Consider the following 17,209-nt stretch of genomic DNA (forward strand, 5'->3'; position numbering starts at 1 on the left):
TGTTAAAAAATGTTACATTTATGCCGTCAAAACGCTACGCTGTCTTGACACTAGGCGAGTAAGCCGATAACGTGATATACATACCCGGGTAAGACGATTGAAAAAAATATGCAAGCTAAGCAAAAAGTTACGCTGTATTTAACGCCTGAACTGCATCGGCGGCTCAAAATCAGAGCCGCGATCGACTCGGAACCAATGTCAGAACTTGCTGCCCGCGCGCTCGCTTTTTATTTATCTCATCAAGAGTTGATAGACGAAGCAGAGTCATACGGCAACACGCACAGAGTTTATGCATGTCCTGAATGTGCAACAACGGTGGCATTGAACGAAGGCGAACTAGTATCCCTCAAGGATCAGCCGGGGGTAATAGAGCAGTCCAAGCAGGCAAGAGTTGCTGCTGAAGCAACAGTACAAGAAGGGCAACTAGCCCTTGCCAGTCACTAATTTCATTGAAGCTGATTCATTAAAGCTGAATCCGAAGCGCTGTCCGTACTATCTTTAGGGTCAAAAGTAAGGTCAAAGGCAATGAAAGAAGAGCTAAATATTCTCATACAAGCTCAATACCCGCTGATATACCTTGTGACCTCTGAGGAAGAGCGGGCTGAACAAGCAATAGCAACGATCGCCCAGTTAAGACCGCAGCGCCGAATATTCATCTGGACGGTGACGCACGGAATCGTAGAACACGGTCAGCCACGCCACGTCACGCAGCATAATACCGTATCTCCAGAAGCAGCGATCGAGTGGGTGATCCGCCAACGAGAGCCGAGCATATTCATATTTAAGGATTTACACCCCTTTATTGACGCACCAGTAACGACGAGATGGCTGCGAGATGCGATCGCCAGCTTTAAAGGCACGCAGAAAACGATTGTTCTGATGTCTCCGATGCAGCAGGTTCCAATCGAGTTAGAGAAAGAAGTTGTCGTACTAGACTTCCCGCTCCCCGATTTGGCAGAATTGAACCAAGTATTAGAGCGGCAGTTAGAGCAAAATCGCGGACGACGGCTGACAACAGATGCCAGAGAGAAATTATTAAAAGCAGCTTTGGGCTTAACGCGAGATGAGTCAGAAAAAGTCTACCGCAAGGCTCAGGTGACAGCGGGACAGCTATCAGAAAATGAAGTAGAAGTCGTCTTATCCGAGAAAAAGCAATTAATCCGGCGCAATGGCATTTTAGAATACATTGAAGAGGATGCCACAATCGATGCCGTTGGTGGTTTAGAAGAGCTGAAACGCTGGCTCAAACAACGCTCTAATGCTTTTACTGAAAGAGCGAGAGAATACGGTCTACCTCAGCCGAAGGGAATGCTAATTTTAGGGGTTCCTGGGTGTGGTAAATCTTTGATCGCCAAAACGACATCTCGCTTGTGGGGTCTGCCCCTGTTGAGATTAGATATGGGGCGAGTTTATGACGGCTCGATGGTAGGTCGCTCTGAGGCTAACCTACGCAACGCTCTCAAAACCGCCGAATCGATTTCGCCCACAATTTTATTTATTGATGAGTTAGATAAAGCCTTTGCAGGTACGGCAGGTTCAGCCGATTCTGATGGTGGTACGTCTAGCCGCATCTTCGGATCTTTCCTGACCTGGATGCAAGAGAAAACTTCTCCCGTATTCGTGATGGCAACAGCCAACCGCGTAGAAAGGTTGCCTGGGGAGTTTTTACGTAAGGGAAGATTTGACGAAATATTCTTTGTCGATCTGCCAAATGCAGAGGAGCGCAAAGATATATTTAGCATTCACCTGCTCAAGCGCAAACGGGATCTATCCCGCTTCGACCTCGATCAGCTAGCAAAAATTGCTGACGGTTTCTCTGGTGCAGAGATCGAGCAAGCATTAATCGCCGCGATGTACGATGCTTTTGCTCAAGATCGAGAGTTTACCCAACTAGATATTATTGCTGCAATTAAAGCAACGCTACCACTCTCTCGGACAATGACCGAGCAAGTAACGGCTCTGAGAGATTGGGCAAGACAGCGTGCTAGACCCGCAGCATCCTCCGTAGCTGAGTATCAGCGCATGGAGTTCTAAAAAGCTTTCTCCTACGTTCACAGGGGGAAAGGCTAGCCGCCCAGCTAGCAGATTACCTAAGCCGCATATCCCATCCCAAGACTGCGGCGACATTAACTAAGCTAAACCGTTGTCGTTTATCGTTACTATCCTTTAGGAGGAATCCCAAATGTCTCACTTTAGCACTCTGCGTACAAAAATCACCGATGCAGAAATCCTCAAGACTTCTCTGCGCGACTTAGGAATTAATGTTAAGACCGAAGCTGATGTCCGTGGTTACAACGGTCAGCGCGTTCGCTCTGACATCGTAGCAGTTCTAGAAGGCGAATACGATCTGGGTTGGTCTCGCAACAGCGATGGTTCTTTCGACCTAATCGCTGACCTGTGGGGTGTTGCTAAGAAGCACAACCAAACCGAGTTAATCAACTCCATCAACCAAAAGTATGCAGTAAATAAGACCTTGGCAGAAGTCAAGCAGCGCGGTCTGCAAAATGCCAATGTCAAATTGGTCGTGCAAAAATAAGTTCTCTGCGCGTTCCCAAGCTTGCGGGTTAACCAGATTTAGAAGGGGTTAACCCCTTTTTTTTTGTCAATTTCCGTGTAGAGACGTTACAGGTAACGTCTCTACACGGGTAATCGATGCTAGAGCTAGGCTGAAATCAAATCTTAAATTATTGTTGCTGGCTGTACTATCTATAATATTTTCGTATTTTAATAGTATTTTGCAGCTTGAATTTCAGTATATCTACTGAGTTTTATAAATGTTAGGAAAATCGTATACATCATAACTGAATACAATCAAATACAACCGATACAACCGAATAAATCAGTAGGGCAATGAGCGATCGCATTGAGAGAAAATTTTTAGACTCATGCGACAGTATTTGTATGGGTATCTAGATTTCATTCAAGGGGCAGCAACTCTCAACGAGTTTTTTTGTGGAATTACGGAATCTGCTGTAACAGATGTGGATCGCTATAAAGCGTTATTACTGACACACCTATCAACATTTGCTACTGGCGAACAGCGATCGCGATCGCTGTAAAATTTTAGTGCTGAAAATTACATAAACAAATCGCTCTATCAAAAATTCACGTCAACTCAAAGCTTGAGCAAAAATGGCAGACAACATTAACGACTTACTAGATCAGTGCGAACAAAGATCGCAAGTGCTAACTCAATCGGCAGAACAAGCTAACGAGCAAGTCACTCAAATTTTAGAATTTGCCACCAATTTAGCGGCTAATCTCGCTTCCATCGCTGAGGAAGCATTTACTAAGTTTGATGCTCTCAGTGACGAACTAGAAGCTGCCGAACAAACCTTAGAGAGCGAAATGGAAGCTGCTAAGCAGGGCTTCAGCGATTTACAGCAAAAGGTAGGCGAACTGCAATCTCAAACAGAAGCAAAGATCGAGCAGATTGGCGAACAACTAGAAGAGTTAAAGAACCGGAAGGAAGAAATGCTTTCGGAAGTGGAACAGGAAACCGAAACAACCAAATCGGGTTTTGAAGAGCTATCGAAGCTCGTGGAGGAAGTCGAGCAAGAAGCAGAGAAACATTTAGAAACAGCAAAAGAACAGATCGAGCAGTTTCACGGCAAAGTTGAGGATGCAGAAAGTCGTTTTGGCGATCGCAAATCCTCTGTTTTAGAAGACTTTGCAGCTTTGACAGAAGAACTACAAAATCAGCTCGAATCACTAACAAGTGACTTCACCGACGTAGCTAACGAGAAAAAAGACAAAATCAGTGCAGTTGAGAGTAGCTTAGATTCAACTTCTCAGGACATATTGTCAGCACTGACGCAAAAGTTTGTCGAAGAAGTTATGGGTGAACTAACGAGTTCAGCCGAAAAAATCACCGAAGCCACATCGCATTTGCAAGATGTAGGAGATGAGGTAAACGATGCATTAGACGGCAAAATAGGTGAGATTTTGGACAAGGTTGGTGAAGTCACTGATATTGTCGAGAAAATCGAACCAGTTCTAGATATGGTTGACAAAATTTTAGGCTAATCGATAATTTTTATTTTTGCTAAATTCAAAATAAGGATAATACAGCATGGCACAAGTTCTAGATTTTGGGCGTGATGTTGATGAAGCTAGTGAGAAGCTGAACGAACTATTAGGTATTCTCGAAACTGCTTGTACGCAGATGGAAGAAGTTTGTTCCGATCTAGAAACTGAAACTGAAACCTTAGATGAATCTGCCGAAAGCGTTAGTACAAGTATTGAAACTTTAGCAGAATCTTTGCAGACAGCTTTAGAAGAATTTAGCAGTACTGAAGAAGAAACGAGAGCCGAAATCGATGCTTTGCAACAAGCAATGACAGACATTGAAGGAAAATTAGATGAAGTTGCTCAATCTGTAGAAGAAGCTCAGGCTAATTTTGAATTAGAAATTAACGAGAATAAATCAGAGTTAGAATCAAGTTTAGAAGAATTAAAAGAAACGTTTAAGAGTTTAGAAGATACAATTTCTAATACTGAAGACTCTGTGGGCGAAGGTCAAACAGAAGCTCAGGAAAACTTTGACAGTTTAACTGAAGCTATCGAAGAACTTCAGGAACAAATTGAAGCATTCCAAAGTGAGTTGGAATCAAAATTTGAAGAAGTAGCAAATGAGATAAGCGATACTCAAACTGCTAATCTTGAAAAAGCTTTTAGCGAATACAGCGATAAACTCACCGGAGAGCAGCTAGACAAAATCACCTCTGGTTTTGAGGAATTAGAAAATAATTTTAGCGAATCTTTTGGAGATTTTAACGAACAAGTTACTGAATTTGCTGACGAACTCAAAGAACGATTGACCGAAATTCTAGAAAATACTGGCGAACACGTAGAAGATAACCTCAAGAACGAGCTACAAGAATCCTTTGAGAATGCGATTCAGGAAGTTGTAGAAGGAATGATTGAAGAAGTAGCGGAAAACATCGTGATGATGACAACAGGTTCATCTGTAACAGGTGCGCTGAGTCCTATCTTACCAGCGTTAGCTGCTGCCAAGGTTGCTACCGGAGCGATCAAAGCAGTTTTGGATTGTGTCGATATATTCTAACGCTGTTTTCAACTCATCGATCGCGTCTCAACTATTGAAAGTCTAAAATATGAACGAACAATTAGGACAAACCCTGACATCTTTATCTCAAATGGCGAGTGTATTTCCTGAAAAACTAGATGGTTTAGTACAACTATCATCGGAAGTCCAAGCAGAAGCCGATCGCCTAGTTAGCAATATTGAAGAAAAGCAAGAGCAGATTGCGGAAATTCTCGAACAAATTCAAACTGCACTAACCGAATTAAAAGAGGAAGCTACAGAGCATCAATCTCAACTTGAAAGCGAAATTGCCGAACTTGAAAGTGGAGTTGAATCTTTAACAGAATTTATCTCTGAGGCTCAAGGACAACTCAGTAGCGAAATTGAAACGACTCAAGGCAAAATTTCAGAACTCAAAGAACATTTGGATGAAAGTAGTTCTACAACTGAAAGTACGGTTGAAAAAACTCAAAACACGCTAACACAAGCTCAAGCAAAAATTCAATCTGGTCAAAACAAATTAACTTCTGCTATAGAAGCAACCAGTAAAGAAGTAGAAGCTTTCCAAGAAAAGCTAGAAGAATTAAAATCTGCTCTTGGCGAACAGATCGAGCAATTTACTGAAGATATGGAGAAGTCGCAAGGAGAAGTTGGCGAAAAGATTCAAGCTATGGCAGATACTTTTCTTGACTTACATCAAGAATTTACTACTAATTTAAATAAATTAAGTACGCAAACCGTCAAAGGCGAAACGGACGATCTATTAAATCAAGCTCAAGAAAAAATTCAAGCAGAACTGAAAGATTTAATTACAGAAGCCGTTAAAAACGTGACGGATTCCGTAGAAGAGATGAGTCAAAAAATTTCGGGTTCTAGCGAAGATGCTTCTATTGCTCGTAAAGCATTAGAGCCATTATTCGACCAGCTTGATGAATTTATCGATCCGCTTAAAGATGGAGTTGAAGCCGTGAAAGATGTAGCCGAAAGCCTTGGAATAGATTTTGGCTGATGAGAAAAAACCTGAGCGATTAGAAATCGCAACTACACAAACAAAGTCCGCCTACGCGGACTCACATAGAAGTAACTTATCAAAATAGAATTCTTGTCATAAGAACTATAATCGAGGTAAATCGTGGCTGATTTTGAAACAACTGCAACAGAAACAGTAACTAAACTGACAGAATTATTAGGTGAAGCCGAGCAAACGCAGTCAGAATTAACAGGCTTGCGAGAACAAATTGCCCAGGTTTCCGAACAAATGGATAGTCACTGGCAGACATTAAGCGATCGCGCTCAATCTTTATTAGAACGAATTAATAGCGCTAAGGAAGATTTGAGCGAAGAAGCTGAATTGCTCAGTCAAGAAGTCACTCAGCTCAAGGAAAATGTAGAAATTTGGCAGAACGAAACTAACGAAGAAAACGAAGCTACCAAAACAGAAATTAGTTCGTTTGGTGAAGACTTAGACTCGACTAAATCCGAGCTAGAATCGACTTTAGAGGCAGTAGAAGAAGTTTTTAAATCGCTTCAAGGAAAACTAGAGGAAGTTGCCACAGAGTTAGAGGAACAGTTTTCAGAGCAGGAAGACTTTCTCCAAAATGATGTATCCGATCGCCTAGAGAGTCACCAATCTGATTTAGAAGAACGAGCTTCAGAGTTTGAATCGCACATTAAAGATGAATCTGCTCCAGCAATTGCCGAATTAGTCAGCGAATTTGCAACTCAGGTTGAAGATGTAATAGAGCAACTAACTGAGAAAACCAAAGATTTGCAAGAATCGACATCAGATACAACTGAAGATGCAATCTCTAAATATAAAGAAACTCAAGAAGAAGTCTTCGATCGGCTGATGGATACGGCAAAAGATCTAGAAAAAATGATGGATAAACTGAGTGGCTTTGTTGATAAAAGTGGTGATACAGCTGAGACTGCTAAAGATACCATGACTGAGGGCGTAGAAGCCACTAATGTAGGTTTAAATGCAGCTCTGGGAATAATTGAAGATACTTATGAGATATTAAAGAAGTTTATTCCTTAGAAAAAATCCAATTTCCCTTCATCTAGTTGACGACGCTATTTGAAGCTTACCTAAAAAAAAAGCCTCCTGAACTGGAGGCTCGCATTATAAAATGCAGGTTAGGTATTAGAGATAACTATTAAAGCTTACAAAAAAGATTTGAAGAAGATCTGAAGATGGAGATTTAAAAAACTTAATATTCAATTGTCTATTGTGGGATAGGTAAAATACCTATCCCACAATAGACAATTGACTATCTACTTGCTGAAGTTACAGTCCAGATGTTTCGCGCTAAACACATAGCAGCTTGAGCTGTGAGGAGTTTTAAGACGATTAAATGACGATCGCTAAAAGCTCTTGCAGCCAGACTATTTTCTAGATACAGTATACCAATGAATTGTTCTTTGTGAGTTAAAGGCAAGCAACAAATAGATTTTGCCTGAGTAGCGACGATGTAAGAATCGTGAGTAAATAATCCCTCAATCGCCGCATCATTGACGACAACTTTTTCTGTCGTTCTCGTGACATAGTTAATTAGTGAGATAGGAAAGTGTGGTTGCTCTACATTCTGCTCTGAAAAAAACAATTGTGCTTCAGTATCAATGCTTTTAGTTGCAGCTAAATCCAACTTATTATTGTTTGATAAAAAGAGCAACCCGCCAGTAGCTCCAGTATTTTCGATCGCCAGATACAGGAATTGTGAAATTAGCCTGTCAAACACAACTTCACCAGCAATTATTTCTAAAGCTTTAGCAGTTGCGATCGTGTCGAGAATAGATGAGCTAGCATTAGTTTTAGAATTACTTGTTATACCGAGCTGCAAATCGATTTGTTCCCGCCGCAAGAGCTGAGCAAAAAATTCGGGATATCTCGCCGCTAAATCTTCGCTTTTACTCTTAGCTCCCCAACGCACATAACCGTAGTATGACTGAATTAAATAAATTTCTGCCGTACTAGTTCGATTCCGACTAAAATAAAATTCCGCTGCCAGCTCGTTTGCTAGTGCTAAATCTTGAATATATCCTGTTGCTTTAGCACCCTTAATGGCGCGATCGTAATACTCTTCTGCCTTGACAAAGTTATCTAGATAACGGGCTTTTTCCGCTTCTACTAAATCGTATTTATGTTGATAATTTTTCGGCGCGTGAGTCGCCCATTCTTTCATTTTTTTTTGATTTGATTCTACAATCTTCAGTACTTGCTTTTGCGCGATTGCCTTACCTTTCTTGACTTTATTACTAAAGCGGGTGTATTGAGATAAAAGTGATAGAGAATAGTAAAAGTTATGGTTGGCAAGAGTCATAAAACCGAGAATACTATCAGTATATCTCTCTGCTAGTTCCGCACTTTCTAGAGCAGCATCATGCTCTTTAAATAAATATAAGAGCAATAGTTTTATAAAAATAACTCATAAAGAGGGAAGTTCTGATATTTGCAGCCTGAAAAATAGGTAGCATTTCTGCTTCATTAAAAGCTCTACCGACTAAGCGTCGAGGATCGGCAGACTCACTCAAAAGATTTAAAACAGTTTGTCGTACTGTATTAATCGAATGCAAAACATACTCTTGTTTGAGTTTGTGCATCAGTTCTATATAGGGCTTTTGAGAGGAAATAACACTTTCTAGATGTTCTCCTATCAAAAATGTGTAGTGGCAAAAATTAAGGCTACTGTAACCTGCATATTCGATGTTGCCAATCTCTAAACTCATTTGTAGAGCTTCTACAAAAGCAGGAATTGTTGTTTTTCCATGCTCTTTCCAATGGCAAACAAATGCGTTATAGATATTGATGACTTTGCAACTCAAATCTTGAGCATTAAATTTGTTGAGTAACTCGAGCGCTAGTTGTCCGAATTGATAACCAGAATTGATATCTCCCAATGCTCCACACAACAGCCAACCGTAAAGAGCGTAACCATAAGCAGCCTGGGGCGAATTGCCGTAACGCAAGCTCAGATTGACCATCTTAAATGTAATAATTGGAAATAAATTGGGAGTCGTGAGAAAAGCTGGAACTAGGACAGCGATTAGAATCCGCATTGCTGCAATTTTCTCAGGATCGGTCATCCTTGGGAGCTGAGCTAAATCTTCAATCTGTTTAGCTCCTATATTAAGTTTAGTAGAGATTGAATTGACTAAAATGCCAAACCTATTTGGTTGTTCGGGAAGGGATACGCCCAACATTTTCAAAATTTCTAGAGCAGTTGCGATCGCTTCTAACATTTGGTTTTGAGCGATATGAAACTGAATCTTTGTTTCGTATACTTTAACCTTATCTAAAGGTCTTTTGGCTTGTTTTAAAACCAGATCTGACAGTGTTTTCAGGTGCGCGTATTCAGTGTTGAGATATGCAACTTCTACCGCTTCAGCGTACAGAGAAAGTGTTAGTTCGTAATCTGTATGCCAACTATTTTCTGGAAGTAAAGATATTCCTAGATCCAAATATCTCAAAGCCGCTTCATAAGCTGTGGCTGCTTTTGCTCGTCGTCCGGCAATTAAATTCAGCGATGCTAATTGCTCTCGCTCTGCGGCTATCGCGATTAAGTCAATACCAATGTTGAGCTGATTGACAATATCAAAAATATTATCCTCAATAGCTAATAAAGATGTTTTTTGTAGTAACAAACGTCCTATTTGTAAATGAGTCTCTTGCTTTTTCTCTTCAGGGATGAGAGAATAAGCAGCTTGCTGCACCCGATCGTGCAAAAATTTATAGCTGATTTTAACATCCTCGACTTGCAAAAGTTTTATTTCTAATTCCTCTGTAAATAGAGGAATTTTATAAGTTTGAGACAAAGGTAAAATTAAGCTAGATTGTAGTGCCTCCCACAGCGCATCGGCAGTGTTGCTTAAAGATTTTTCATTGACAATGGCTAGATTATCTAAACTAAAAAGATTTTTCATTGACAATGGCTAGATTATCTAAACTAAATTGATGCCCCATGCACGCTGCTAGCTTGAGAACGTGTTGAGTCTCTATAGCAAGTTTTTGAATATTTCTGGCAATCAATTCGACGACACTATACTCGGTAATTCCTAATGTTTGAATTTTCTCAACATCCCACATCCATTGACCTAAAACAAAATCAAAATCCAACAAGCGATCGCGATAAAGAGTTTGGAGTAATTGAGTGATAAAAAAGGGATTTCCTTGAGTTTTATTGTAAACTAAATATGCTAGAGTTTGCATTCTTTCTGCAAGTACTTTCGCAGCCAGGTTAGCAGGCATTTCCTGCTTTGCCGGAATCACATTAGCTCCCAAGGTATCTTGAATTAATTCTCTGACATGCACGAGTTCTAATGCTGCGAGAACAATATGACTAACAACAACTAGACAAGACTTAACTCTCTCGATTGTAGAGAGCGCTGGATGAATAGGACTAACTTCGTTATCTCGATATGCGCCGATCAATAACAAATATTTGCTATCTGGATCGCACATCAGGTTTTCAATTATTTTAAGCGAAGCTGCATCTGCCCACTGCAAATCATCTAAGAATAAAACTAGGGGATGTTCCGGTTGAGCAAATACGTTAATGAACTGTTGAAAAACTCGATGAAAACGATTTTGGGATTCAGCCGCACCTAACTGAGGTACGTCCGGCTGAGCGCCAATAATATATTCTAATTCAGGAATAGTATCAATAACAATCTGACCGTTTTGTGCTAGTGCTGTTAAGAGTTTTGCTCTCCAAATTGCAACTCGCTCGGCATTTTCTGTTAATAATTGTCGGATTGCTTCTTGAAAAGCTTGAAGTAAAGCAGCATAAGGAATATCTTTCTTAAACTGGTCAAATTTACCAGTAATAAAAGCTCCTTTTTGCCGGACAATTGGTTTGTGAATTTCGTTAATAACACTAGTTTTACCAATACCTGAATAACCAGAGACAAGCATCATTTCAGTAGTACCAGTACTGACGCGATCAAAAGCTTCTAAGAGAAGTTGAACTTCATTCGCCCGCCCGTATAATTTTTGAGGGATTGAAAATTGTCCCGATCTATCTAGTTTTCCCAGTCTAAAGTTAGTAATGCGATCGCCTGCATAGAGTTGATTCAAGCACGTTTCTAAATCTACTTTTAATCCCAAAGCACTTTGATATCTGTCTTCGGCATTTTTTGCCATTAACTTCATCACAATGTCTGAAACTGGCTCGGGAATATCTGTGAAAAGTTTGTGTAATGGAACCGGATTCTTTGCAATATGGTAGTGTACCAATTCTAAGGGATCGGTACTGGTAAAAGGTAACTGTCCCGCTAGCATTTCATAGAAAGTAACTCCCAAGGAGTAAAAATCTGTGCGATAGTCTACTGCACGATTCATTCTGCCTGTTGCTTCTGGCGACATATAGGCGAGAGTGCCTTCTATTTGTTCGGGATTGCCAGGAGTAGGAGTTTCTCTCAACAATTGAGAGGCAATACTAAAGTCAATTAATTTGACGGAGCAAGTTTCTGGATCGAGGAGAACATTTTGCGGGTTGATATCTTTATGAACGATCTGGTTTTGATGCACTTCATGTAGCGTGTCGGCTAATTGAATTGCAAAGGTTAAAAACGACATCAGTAGCATAGAGTTGTTTTCAACATCTACAATCTGTTTAAAAGAAAAACCATGAAAGTCTTCTAAAATCAGCGCAAAACTATTGTGATAATTCTCTCAGCTATAAGCTTTGACAATTCCTTTGACTTTTGACAGAGTTTTAAGAATTTTGTACTCATGGCGTAAGCGAGTCACTTCATCCAGAGAAGGGTACTCTGCTTTATTCGTTTTAATAATAACTGTAGAAAAATCTGACTGTTTTAAGGTACGATAGATGATAGTATTTGTACCTTCATAGATGCACTCATTGAGTAAATAACCTGGTAAAGTATTCATCATTGTTATTTCCAATTACCTTAAACTTGCCTCTTATTTGCATTGATTTCTTGGGCATTGATGATTTGTGGCGATCGCGCTTATAGCGTTAACTTGCGCCAACACTTAAGGCAAGTGACATATTTTTATAAGAGATAGTATGAGTTGTCATATAAGTTGCCGCAGGCATTTCTTGCCGACACTGACAACAAAACCAAACTATTTGCTGCTTGCGAACGTGGCGCAAAAGTTTGTGCGAACAGCAAAGGCAGCTAGGCGTACTTAACTTCATATTGGTTTCCACTGCTATTTGTAAGTGTGATTCTTGGGGGTTGATGGTTTCAGCGTATGAAGAAGATTTGAAGAATATTTGAAGATCGTTCAAATGTTTACGCAAGGCAATATTTAGTTAAATTCCGTTACATATATGGTAGGAGCGTACATCTGTACGCCCTGCCAATCTGCGCGCTGAAATTCCTGAATCACACAGAAAAAATCTTGGGAGTTACGCAATTGTATTTTTAGATCTCGATCCCCCCTCCCTTAAAAAGGGAGAATTCCAGCTTGCTGAAAACGGGAATTTCCAACAAGTTGGAAATGAAGAATTTCCACTTGCTGAAAATAGGAAAAATTGTAAGCCCCCTTAATAAGGGGGTTGGTGGATATCCAAAATCTGGTGCTGGTAAACTTGGCTGATATAGAAGCTATTTCTCATCACTGAGTCTTAATGCTTAACTCAGAAAGCGATCTTGCTAATTCTCTTCATTCCGATCTATAGCAGTACTAATTTGCTCTATGAGTTGGTATGGATCGAAAGGCTTAGTTAATACAGCTGCTAAGTTTAAGAGAGATCTCCAGTGTCGATCTGTAAACTCTTCTTTGACTGTTAACAGAATGACTGGAATAGATTGGGTTTTACTATCGCTTCTCAGTCGGCGGAGAAATCCCAATCCATCCATTTCTGGCATCATCATGTCCAACACGATCGCGTCTGGTTTTTCCTCAATGGCTTTTCTGAGTCCCTCCTCTCCTGACTTAGCGATGAGAACGTCCCATCCTGCTAAATCTTCCAAGCAGCCTTGCACGATTTCAAGGATAATCGGCTCATCATCGATCGCCAAAATTCGTTTGCTGCTGGTTCGTTTCATTATCTGAACTGCTTGCGTTTTCATTCGATTAAGCCGTCTAGTTATAAGGCATTTACAGCAAAAGGCTGTAAATGTTTTGAATTTATTAAAAGTTGATTCAAGAATTGCAGCCAAGATAAAGCGCTTCAATTCTCACTCTGCTGACAGCTGAATGGCTTCACTATAGAAAGGAGATTTGAAGAAGTTTTGAAGTTTACAAAATTACACTCTACAGTTACCAGTCCATCATTTCCGCTATTTCTGCTGTCAGCGTCATCGGATCGAAAGGCTTAGCAATCATGCCTGTAACGCCTAATTGGGAAAAATGAGCCTTATCCGCAGGCTGTACCTTAGCAGTCAAAAAAATTACCGGAATAGCTTGAGTATCCGGCTGCGATCGCAGTTTTTGTAAGGTTTCAACTCCATCCATTTCTGGCATCGAGACATCGAGCAAAATTGCATCTAGGGGTTGAGATGCGGCAATTAACAATCCTTCATAACCAGATCCGGCAAGCAAAACTTCCCAACCACCCACATCCTCTAAGCTACCTTGGATGACTTCTTGAATTAATTCTTCATCATCAATGACTAAAATACGTTTTGTTGACATGTGAACTACTCCAATCCCTGCATAAATTTCCCAATCGCTCGCTATTTAAGAAGATAGTTCAACACACGGCAGGGTGATATGCAAACTATACAAGTAAACGTGGCGGAGCGCGATCGCCATCTAGCTACAGCAACGGAAATTTCCCAAGAATGGCGTTTGCGTCTCACTCAAGAATGTTCGGCGCAAAGCGATACTGCCCGAGAAAGCATAGTCCGTTGGCTGATTGGCGAAGATACAGAACGCTATCAAACGTGCAATTCTCTTCAGTTATCCATAGCACAGCAAGCTATGGAATACCGCTTTCGCATCCTCAAACAGCGATATTTAGGGGTTTCGCCTCAGCAGGCATATCACCGCTTGACAATACGTTTGTGCAGTTTAGTACTACTGCGAAATAAAATTCACGCCCTCGTTGCTTTGGGTAGCGATCGCCGTCGGGCAGTCGTTGATGTTTTGCAAGAAATTATCCAAGATTTATTGCAGCGCGATCGCTATTTGCAACAACAAACAGCTTGGATTGCGGCGTGTACTGACGATATGAGACTGCGAACTGCCTTGCTATTAACTACTGTAGAAGAATATTGTTTGCGCCCGATTCACAATCGACCTTTAATCGTGCATCGCTTTGTCAATTTTCTTCGCCGGACGCAGATGGGAGGAGTCACGCAAGTTCCAGAACGCAGAATTCTCAAACTACTGTCTGACGAATTCCTTTCTGATGATAGCGATCGCACTTGGAGCGCGATCGACGTGCGATCGATCAGCGTGTATCAAGACAGCCAAACCCAAGCCGAACAGTACGCAGCAAGACATCTCGTGCAATCGGAATTTAGCAACTATTTAACTAACAATTTGGGAGAAACTGCCGCGCAATGGTTAGAACTATACTTGCAAGGTAGGTCTCAAGAAGCGATCGCCCAACAGTTAAATTTATCAGTCAAAGAAGTCTATCGACTGCGGGAAAAAATTGTCTACCATGCCGTGAAAGTATTTGGATTAAAACATCATCCAGAACTAGTGAGTCATTGGCTGGGAACGAGTTTAGAAGAACACAGTTTCGGTTTGACACCTAAGCAATGGCAGGAATTTTGGGAGCAACTAACCCCGAGGCAGCGCCAAGTAGTAGAGTTAAGAAAATCTGGCAAAAATTTTGATGCGATCGCCTACACTCTCAACCGCAAGTTAAATCAAATTACTAGCGAATGGAATAAACTTTGCTTAGTAGCCCAAGTCGTGCGAAGTGGGATGAACTAAAATACTAATTTTTTAGATAGCAAGATTTTCGAGGCAATAAGTTTTTGAGGCAATAATTTTTTACTTACTCGATTCCTCAACAGTTTCAATCGCTGCTAAACAAAACTGAGAAACAGCCATAATCGCAAACACAGAACCAAAATAGATAGCAGTGAGGAATTCAACCGTGTTATCAAAAGGAATGAAGGCAGTCATGGTCATCGTCTCCTGAGAGGGAGCAGGGAGCGCACGAGCAGGGAGCAGAGGGGCTTCAGGGGCTTCAGGAGAAATCCAAAATTCATCTAAGTGCGAATTGTTTTCCTTTCTTAGCCTTCTTTTCGCCTACTCTCTCGAAACAGTAGACCACCCTTTTGTGTTGTAGTCAAGCAAAAATTTTGCTTTTTTTCTGCTGTCTGGCAACCGCTGCTATACGTTTACAGTAGCGATCGCTCGTTCGACAATTTGTAAGGCTGCGTCCACTTCTGCGGCTGTCACAATCAAGGGTGGCACGAAGCGAAGCACTTTTGGTCCTGCCGGAACGAGTAACAAACCTTCAGCGATCGCCGCTTTAACTAGATCCGCTGCGGTAATTTCGCTATCGGCAGCTAACTCCATCCCATTAATTAAACCCCAACCGCGCACGTCAGTGATGAGATTGGGATACTTAGAGGCGATCGCTCGCAAGCCCGTTCTGAGCTGTTCGCCGCGTGCTATAACGTTTTCTAATAAATTCTCTTTGGTGAGTGTTTCGCACACCGTCAAGGCGACCGCACAGGCAAATGGGTTGCCGCCAAACGTACTAGCGTGGTCTCCCGCTGCAAAGACATCGCAATGCTGCTTGCACATCATCGCCCCAATCGGAATTCCGCCGCCTAAACCCTTGGCAGAGGTGAAGATATCTGGTTCGATGCCTAAATTCTCATAGCCCCATAATTTCCCCGAACGTCCCATTCCCGCTTGTACTTCGTCGAGAATCAGTAAAATCCCGGTTTCGTCGCAAATTCGGCGAACTGCCTGGAAGTAAGCCACATCTCCTGGGCGCACCCCACCTTCTCCTTGCAGCGGTTCGAGCAAAATTGCACTCACTGCCCGATCGCCTTCATCCAGTTCAGAAATTGCCGCTTCGATTGCCTTAATATCGTTGTAAGGGACGTAGTAAAACCCTGGGACTAAGGGGGCAAAGTTTTTTTGATATTTCGGTTGTCCGGTAGCGGTAATCGTCGCTAGCGTCCGTCCGTGGAAACTGGCGTGAGCCGTGAGTATGACTGGATGCTCGATGTTTTGCACGGTATGGGCGTATTTGCGGGCGAGTTTAATCGCAGCTTCGTTGGCTTCCGCACCGGAATTGCAGAAAAAGACTTTCTCGGCACACGAATGATTCACTAGCCATTGGGCTAGTTGCCCTTGCACCGGGACGTAAAACAGATTGGACACGTGGTGTAGCGTCTGAATTTGGCGCGTCACTGTTTCCACCATCGCTGGGTGTGCGTGTCCCAGGGTACATGTTGCAATTCCGGCGACAAAATCGAGATATTCTTTCCCTGTGGTCTCCCAGACCCGACAACCCGCACCCCGTTCTAAGGCAATGGGGAAACGGGCATATGTGTCCATGACTGACTCTTTGAAGCGATCGAAGTCATATTCACCAGTTTGTTGCAGATTGGATTCTACGACTGATGTAGGCTGAGAAACAGTGTCTAAGCTCATGGATGATTCCTTAACTGTGGGTGGTAGAATTCTAGGGACGTTATATGTAAGTCTCTATAAAATATTCAATTACCTACTTGCAAAATCTCTTCTAAAATTAACTTTTCAGCAGTAGAGTTACCCGCACTCAGCTTTACTTTAGCGCGATCGCAAGCATTTAACTTACCATTCGGCTCGAACTGAAAATCTTGCTCCCGTACAAACCCTTGCGCTTGGAGTTTCTTCAGGGCAAACTGGGTTGCCCACTCTACCAAATCTAATTCGGGTTCGAGATATTGAGGATGACGTAAAAGCCAACGACAAGCATCGGGATCGGTATCGGCAAGCTGATAAAGTGCCATAGCCAAGATCTCCTCGACACATTTAGGGCTAGGTAAAGCGGTAAAAAAGTCTTTCAGCGAGCTAATTAGCGTGGGTGTCTGAGTTTTAAACACATCTACGGCTAATTCAACATGTGGCTTACAGGTACTATTAGATATACACATAATGGCTGCCTTCCACTTCACTCACCCATCGGCAGACAAGACAACACAGAGTGGTTGACAGTGCGTTGACAGTTTACCGTTGACCAGCGATCGGCGATCGATCCCCGGCTAAGTTGTCTGACTTTAAATCTG

The 17,209-nt window shown here is 41.7% G+C and carries 19 protein-coding genes and 1 pseudogene; 9 read left to right on the forward strand and 11 right to left on the reverse strand.

Annotated elements, in window-relative coordinates; genetic code table 11:
- Nucleotides 1-108 precede the first annotated feature (108 nt).
- The 8 genes from N4J56_RS25045 (at nucleotide 109) to N4J56_RS25080 (ending at nucleotide 7,085) form a co-directional block, all read left to right on the forward strand.
- Nucleotides 109-444, forward strand: coding sequence for a hypothetical protein (locus tag N4J56_RS25045; protein ID WP_317108909.1), 336 nt, complete (start codon nucleotides 109-111; stop codon nucleotides 442-444).
- Nucleotides 445-525: 81 nt separating this feature from the next.
- Entirely contained in the window at nucleotides 526-2,034 is a 1,509-nt protein-coding gene (locus tag N4J56_RS25050; protein WP_317108910.1) for an AAA family ATPase, read from the forward strand.
- Between the two features lie 148 nt (nucleotides 2,035-2,182).
- The gene (locus tag N4J56_RS25055) at nucleotides 2,183-2,536 is read left to right on the forward strand and encodes a DUF1257 domain-containing protein (protein WP_015156354.1); all 354 of its coding nucleotides are present in this window, start codon (nucleotides 2,183-2,185) and stop codon (nucleotides 2,534-2,536) included.
- Nucleotides 2,537-2,885: 349 nt separating this feature from the next.
- Nucleotides 2,886-3,059: a hypothetical protein gene (locus N4J56_RS25060; RefSeq protein ID WP_317108911.1), complete on the forward strand. Its 174-nt coding sequence runs from the start codon at nucleotides 2,886-2,888 to the stop codon at nucleotides 3,057-3,059.
- Between the two features lie 73 nt (nucleotides 3,060-3,132).
- Complete coding sequence (locus tag N4J56_RS25065; RefSeq protein WP_317108912.1) at nucleotides 3,133-4,026, forward strand: hypothetical protein; 894 nt, start codon at nucleotides 3,133-3,135, stop codon at nucleotides 4,024-4,026.
- Nucleotides 4,027-4,072: 46 nt separating this feature from the next.
- Nucleotides 4,073-5,068 (forward strand): hypothetical protein, encoded by a 996-nt coding sequence (locus N4J56_RS25070; protein WP_317108913.1) that lies wholly within the window; start codon nucleotides 4,073-4,075, stop codon nucleotides 5,066-5,068.
- Between the two features lie 49 nt (nucleotides 5,069-5,117).
- Nucleotides 5,118-6,056 carry a hypothetical protein gene (locus N4J56_RS25075; protein WP_317108914.1) on the forward strand — a complete coding sequence of 313 codons (939 nt, stop codon included), beginning with the start codon at nucleotides 5,118-5,120 and terminating at the stop codon, nucleotides 6,054-6,056.
- Between the two features lie 123 nt (nucleotides 6,057-6,179).
- The gene (locus N4J56_RS25080; RefSeq protein WP_317108915.1) at nucleotides 6,180-7,085 is read left to right on the forward strand and encodes a hypothetical protein; all 906 of its coding nucleotides are present in this window, start codon (nucleotides 6,180-6,182) and stop codon (nucleotides 7,083-7,085) included.
- Nucleotides 7,086-7,317: 232 nt separating this feature from the next.
- Here N4J56_RS25080 and N4J56_RS25085 read toward each other — a convergent pair whose 3' ends face one another.
- From N4J56_RS25085 to N4J56_RS25120, 8 genes and pseudogenes are all read right to left on the reverse strand, one after another.
- A complete protein-coding gene (locus N4J56_RS25085) occupies nucleotides 7,318-8,454 on the reverse strand; it encodes a GAF domain-containing protein (RefSeq protein ID WP_317108916.1) in 1,137 nt (378 codons plus the stop codon).
- The gene (locus N4J56_RS25090) at nucleotides 8,435-9,967 is read right to left on the reverse strand and encodes a hypothetical protein (RefSeq protein ID WP_317108917.1); all 1,533 of its coding nucleotides are present in this window, start codon (nucleotides 9,965-9,967) and stop codon (nucleotides 8,435-8,437) included. The genes N4J56_RS25085 and N4J56_RS25090 overlap by 20 nt, the downstream gene beginning before the upstream one ends.
- The gene (locus N4J56_RS25095) at nucleotides 9,951-11,195 is read right to left on the reverse strand and encodes an ATP-binding protein (RefSeq protein WP_317110707.1); all 1,245 of its coding nucleotides are present in this window, start codon (nucleotides 11,193-11,195) and stop codon (nucleotides 9,951-9,953) included. The genes N4J56_RS25090 and N4J56_RS25095 overlap by 17 nt, the downstream gene beginning before the upstream one ends.
- A pseudogene (locus N4J56_RS25100) lies at nucleotides 11,169-11,696 on the reverse strand (serine/threonine protein kinase); the annotation flags it as partial. The gene N4J56_RS25095 and the pseudogene N4J56_RS25100, both read right to left, overlap by 27 nt.
- Before the next feature lie 21 nt (nucleotides 11,697-11,717).
- Nucleotides 11,718-11,939, reverse strand: coding sequence for a hypothetical protein (locus N4J56_RS25105; protein ID WP_317108918.1), 222 nt, complete (start codon nucleotides 11,937-11,939; stop codon nucleotides 11,718-11,720).
- Nucleotides 11,940-12,024: 85 nt separating this feature from the next.
- The gene (locus tag N4J56_RS25110) at nucleotides 12,025-12,300 is read right to left on the reverse strand and encodes a hypothetical protein (RefSeq protein WP_317108919.1); all 276 of its coding nucleotides are present in this window, start codon (nucleotides 12,298-12,300) and stop codon (nucleotides 12,025-12,027) included.
- 367 nt (nucleotides 12,301-12,667) lie between these two features.
- A complete protein-coding gene (locus tag N4J56_RS25115; RefSeq protein WP_317108920.1) occupies nucleotides 12,668-13,063 on the reverse strand; it encodes a response regulator in 396 nt (131 codons plus the stop codon).
- A gap of 214 nt (nucleotides 13,064-13,277) precedes the next feature.
- On the reverse strand, nucleotides 13,278-13,652 hold the full coding sequence (locus N4J56_RS25120; RefSeq protein WP_317108921.1) for a response regulator: 375 nt from the start codon (nucleotides 13,650-13,652) through the stop codon (nucleotides 13,278-13,280).
- Between the two features lie 78 nt (nucleotides 13,653-13,730).
- Here N4J56_RS25120 and N4J56_RS25125 point away from each other — a divergent pair, with 78 nt between their 5' ends.
- Entirely contained in the window at nucleotides 13,731-14,906 is a 1,176-nt protein-coding gene (locus N4J56_RS25125) for a HetZ-related protein 2 (RefSeq protein ID WP_317108922.1), read from the forward strand.
- Between the two features lie 60 nt (nucleotides 14,907-14,966).
- Here N4J56_RS25125 and N4J56_RS25130 read toward each other — a convergent pair whose 3' ends face one another.
- The 3 genes from N4J56_RS25130 to N4J56_RS25140 form a co-directional block, all read right to left on the reverse strand.
- A complete protein-coding gene (locus N4J56_RS25130; protein WP_015156360.1) occupies nucleotides 14,967-15,101 on the reverse strand; it encodes a hypothetical protein in 135 nt (44 codons plus the stop codon).
- 210 nt (nucleotides 15,102-15,311) lie between these two features.
- Nucleotides 15,312-16,592, reverse strand: a complete 1,281-nt coding sequence (locus N4J56_RS25135; protein ID WP_317108923.1) for an aspartate aminotransferase family protein — start codon at nucleotides 16,590-16,592, stop codon at nucleotides 15,312-15,314.
- Nucleotides 16,593-16,657: 65 nt separating this feature from the next.
- Nucleotides 16,658-17,077 carry a hypothetical protein gene (locus N4J56_RS25140; protein WP_317108924.1) on the reverse strand — a complete coding sequence of 140 codons (420 nt, stop codon included), beginning with the start codon at nucleotides 17,075-17,077 and terminating at the stop codon, nucleotides 16,658-16,660.
- Nucleotides 17,078-17,209: the final 132 nt, after the last annotated feature.

Source organism: Chroococcidiopsis sp. SAG 2025 (assembly GCF_032860985.1).
In the GTDB taxonomy this organism is placed as follows: Bacteria; Cyanobacteriota; Cyanobacteriia; order Cyanobacteriales; family Chroococcidiopsidaceae; genus Chroococcidiopsis.

Bases quoted from the DNA above. Each gene is read 5' to 3' on its own strand.
- N4J56_RS25105 (WP_317108918.1), bottom strand. From the start codon at position 11,939: ATGATGAATACTTTACCAGGTTATTTACTCAATGAGTGCATCTATGAA.
- N4J56_RS25075 (WP_317108914.1), top strand. From the start codon at position 5,118: ATGAACGAACAATTAGGACAAACCCTGACATCTTTATCTCAAATGGCG.
- N4J56_RS25130 (WP_015156360.1), bottom strand. From the start codon at position 15,101: ATGACTGCCTTCATTCCTTTTGATAACACGGTTGAATTCCTCACTGCT.
- N4J56_RS25115 (WP_317108920.1), bottom strand. From the start codon at position 13,063: ATGAAACGAACCAGCAGCAAACGAATTTTGGCGATCGATGATGAGCCG.
- N4J56_RS25070 (WP_317108913.1), top strand. From the start codon at position 4,073: ATGGCACAAGTTCTAGATTTTGGGCGTGATGTTGATGAAGCTAGTGAG.
- N4J56_RS25090 (WP_317108917.1), bottom strand. From the start codon at position 9,967: ATGAAAAATCTTTTTAGTTTAGATAATCTAGCCATTGTCAATGAAAAA.
- N4J56_RS25135 (WP_317108923.1), bottom strand. From the start codon at position 16,592: ATGAGCTTAGACACTGTTTCTCAGCCTACATCAGTCGTAGAATCCAAT.
- N4J56_RS25095 (WP_317110707.1), bottom strand. From the start codon at position 11,195: ATGAAGTTAATGGCAAAAAATGCCGAAGACAGATATCAAAGTGCTTTG.
- N4J56_RS25140 (WP_317108924.1), bottom strand. From the start codon at position 17,077: ATGTGTATATCTAATAGTACCTGTAAGCCACATGTTGAATTAGCCGTA.
- N4J56_RS25065 (WP_317108912.1), top strand. From the start codon at position 3,133: ATGGCAGACAACATTAACGACTTACTAGATCAGTGCGAACAAAGATCG.
- N4J56_RS25050 (WP_317108910.1), top strand. From the start codon at position 526: ATGAAAGAAGAGCTAAATATTCTCATACAAGCTCAATACCCGCTGATA.
- N4J56_RS25045 (WP_317108909.1), top strand. From the start codon at position 109: ATGCAAGCTAAGCAAAAAGTTACGCTGTATTTAACGCCTGAACTGCAT.
- N4J56_RS25060 (WP_317108911.1), top strand. From the start codon at position 2,886: ATGCGACAGTATTTGTATGGGTATCTAGATTTCATTCAAGGGGCAGCA.
- N4J56_RS25120 (WP_317108921.1), bottom strand. From the start codon at position 13,652: ATGTCAACAAAACGTATTTTAGTCATTGATGATGAAGAATTAATTCAA.
- N4J56_RS25125 (WP_317108922.1), top strand. From the start codon at position 13,731: ATGCAAACTATACAAGTAAACGTGGCGGAGCGCGATCGCCATCTAGCT.
- N4J56_RS25055 (WP_015156354.1), top strand. From the start codon at position 2,183: ATGTCTCACTTTAGCACTCTGCGTACAAAAATCACCGATGCAGAAATC.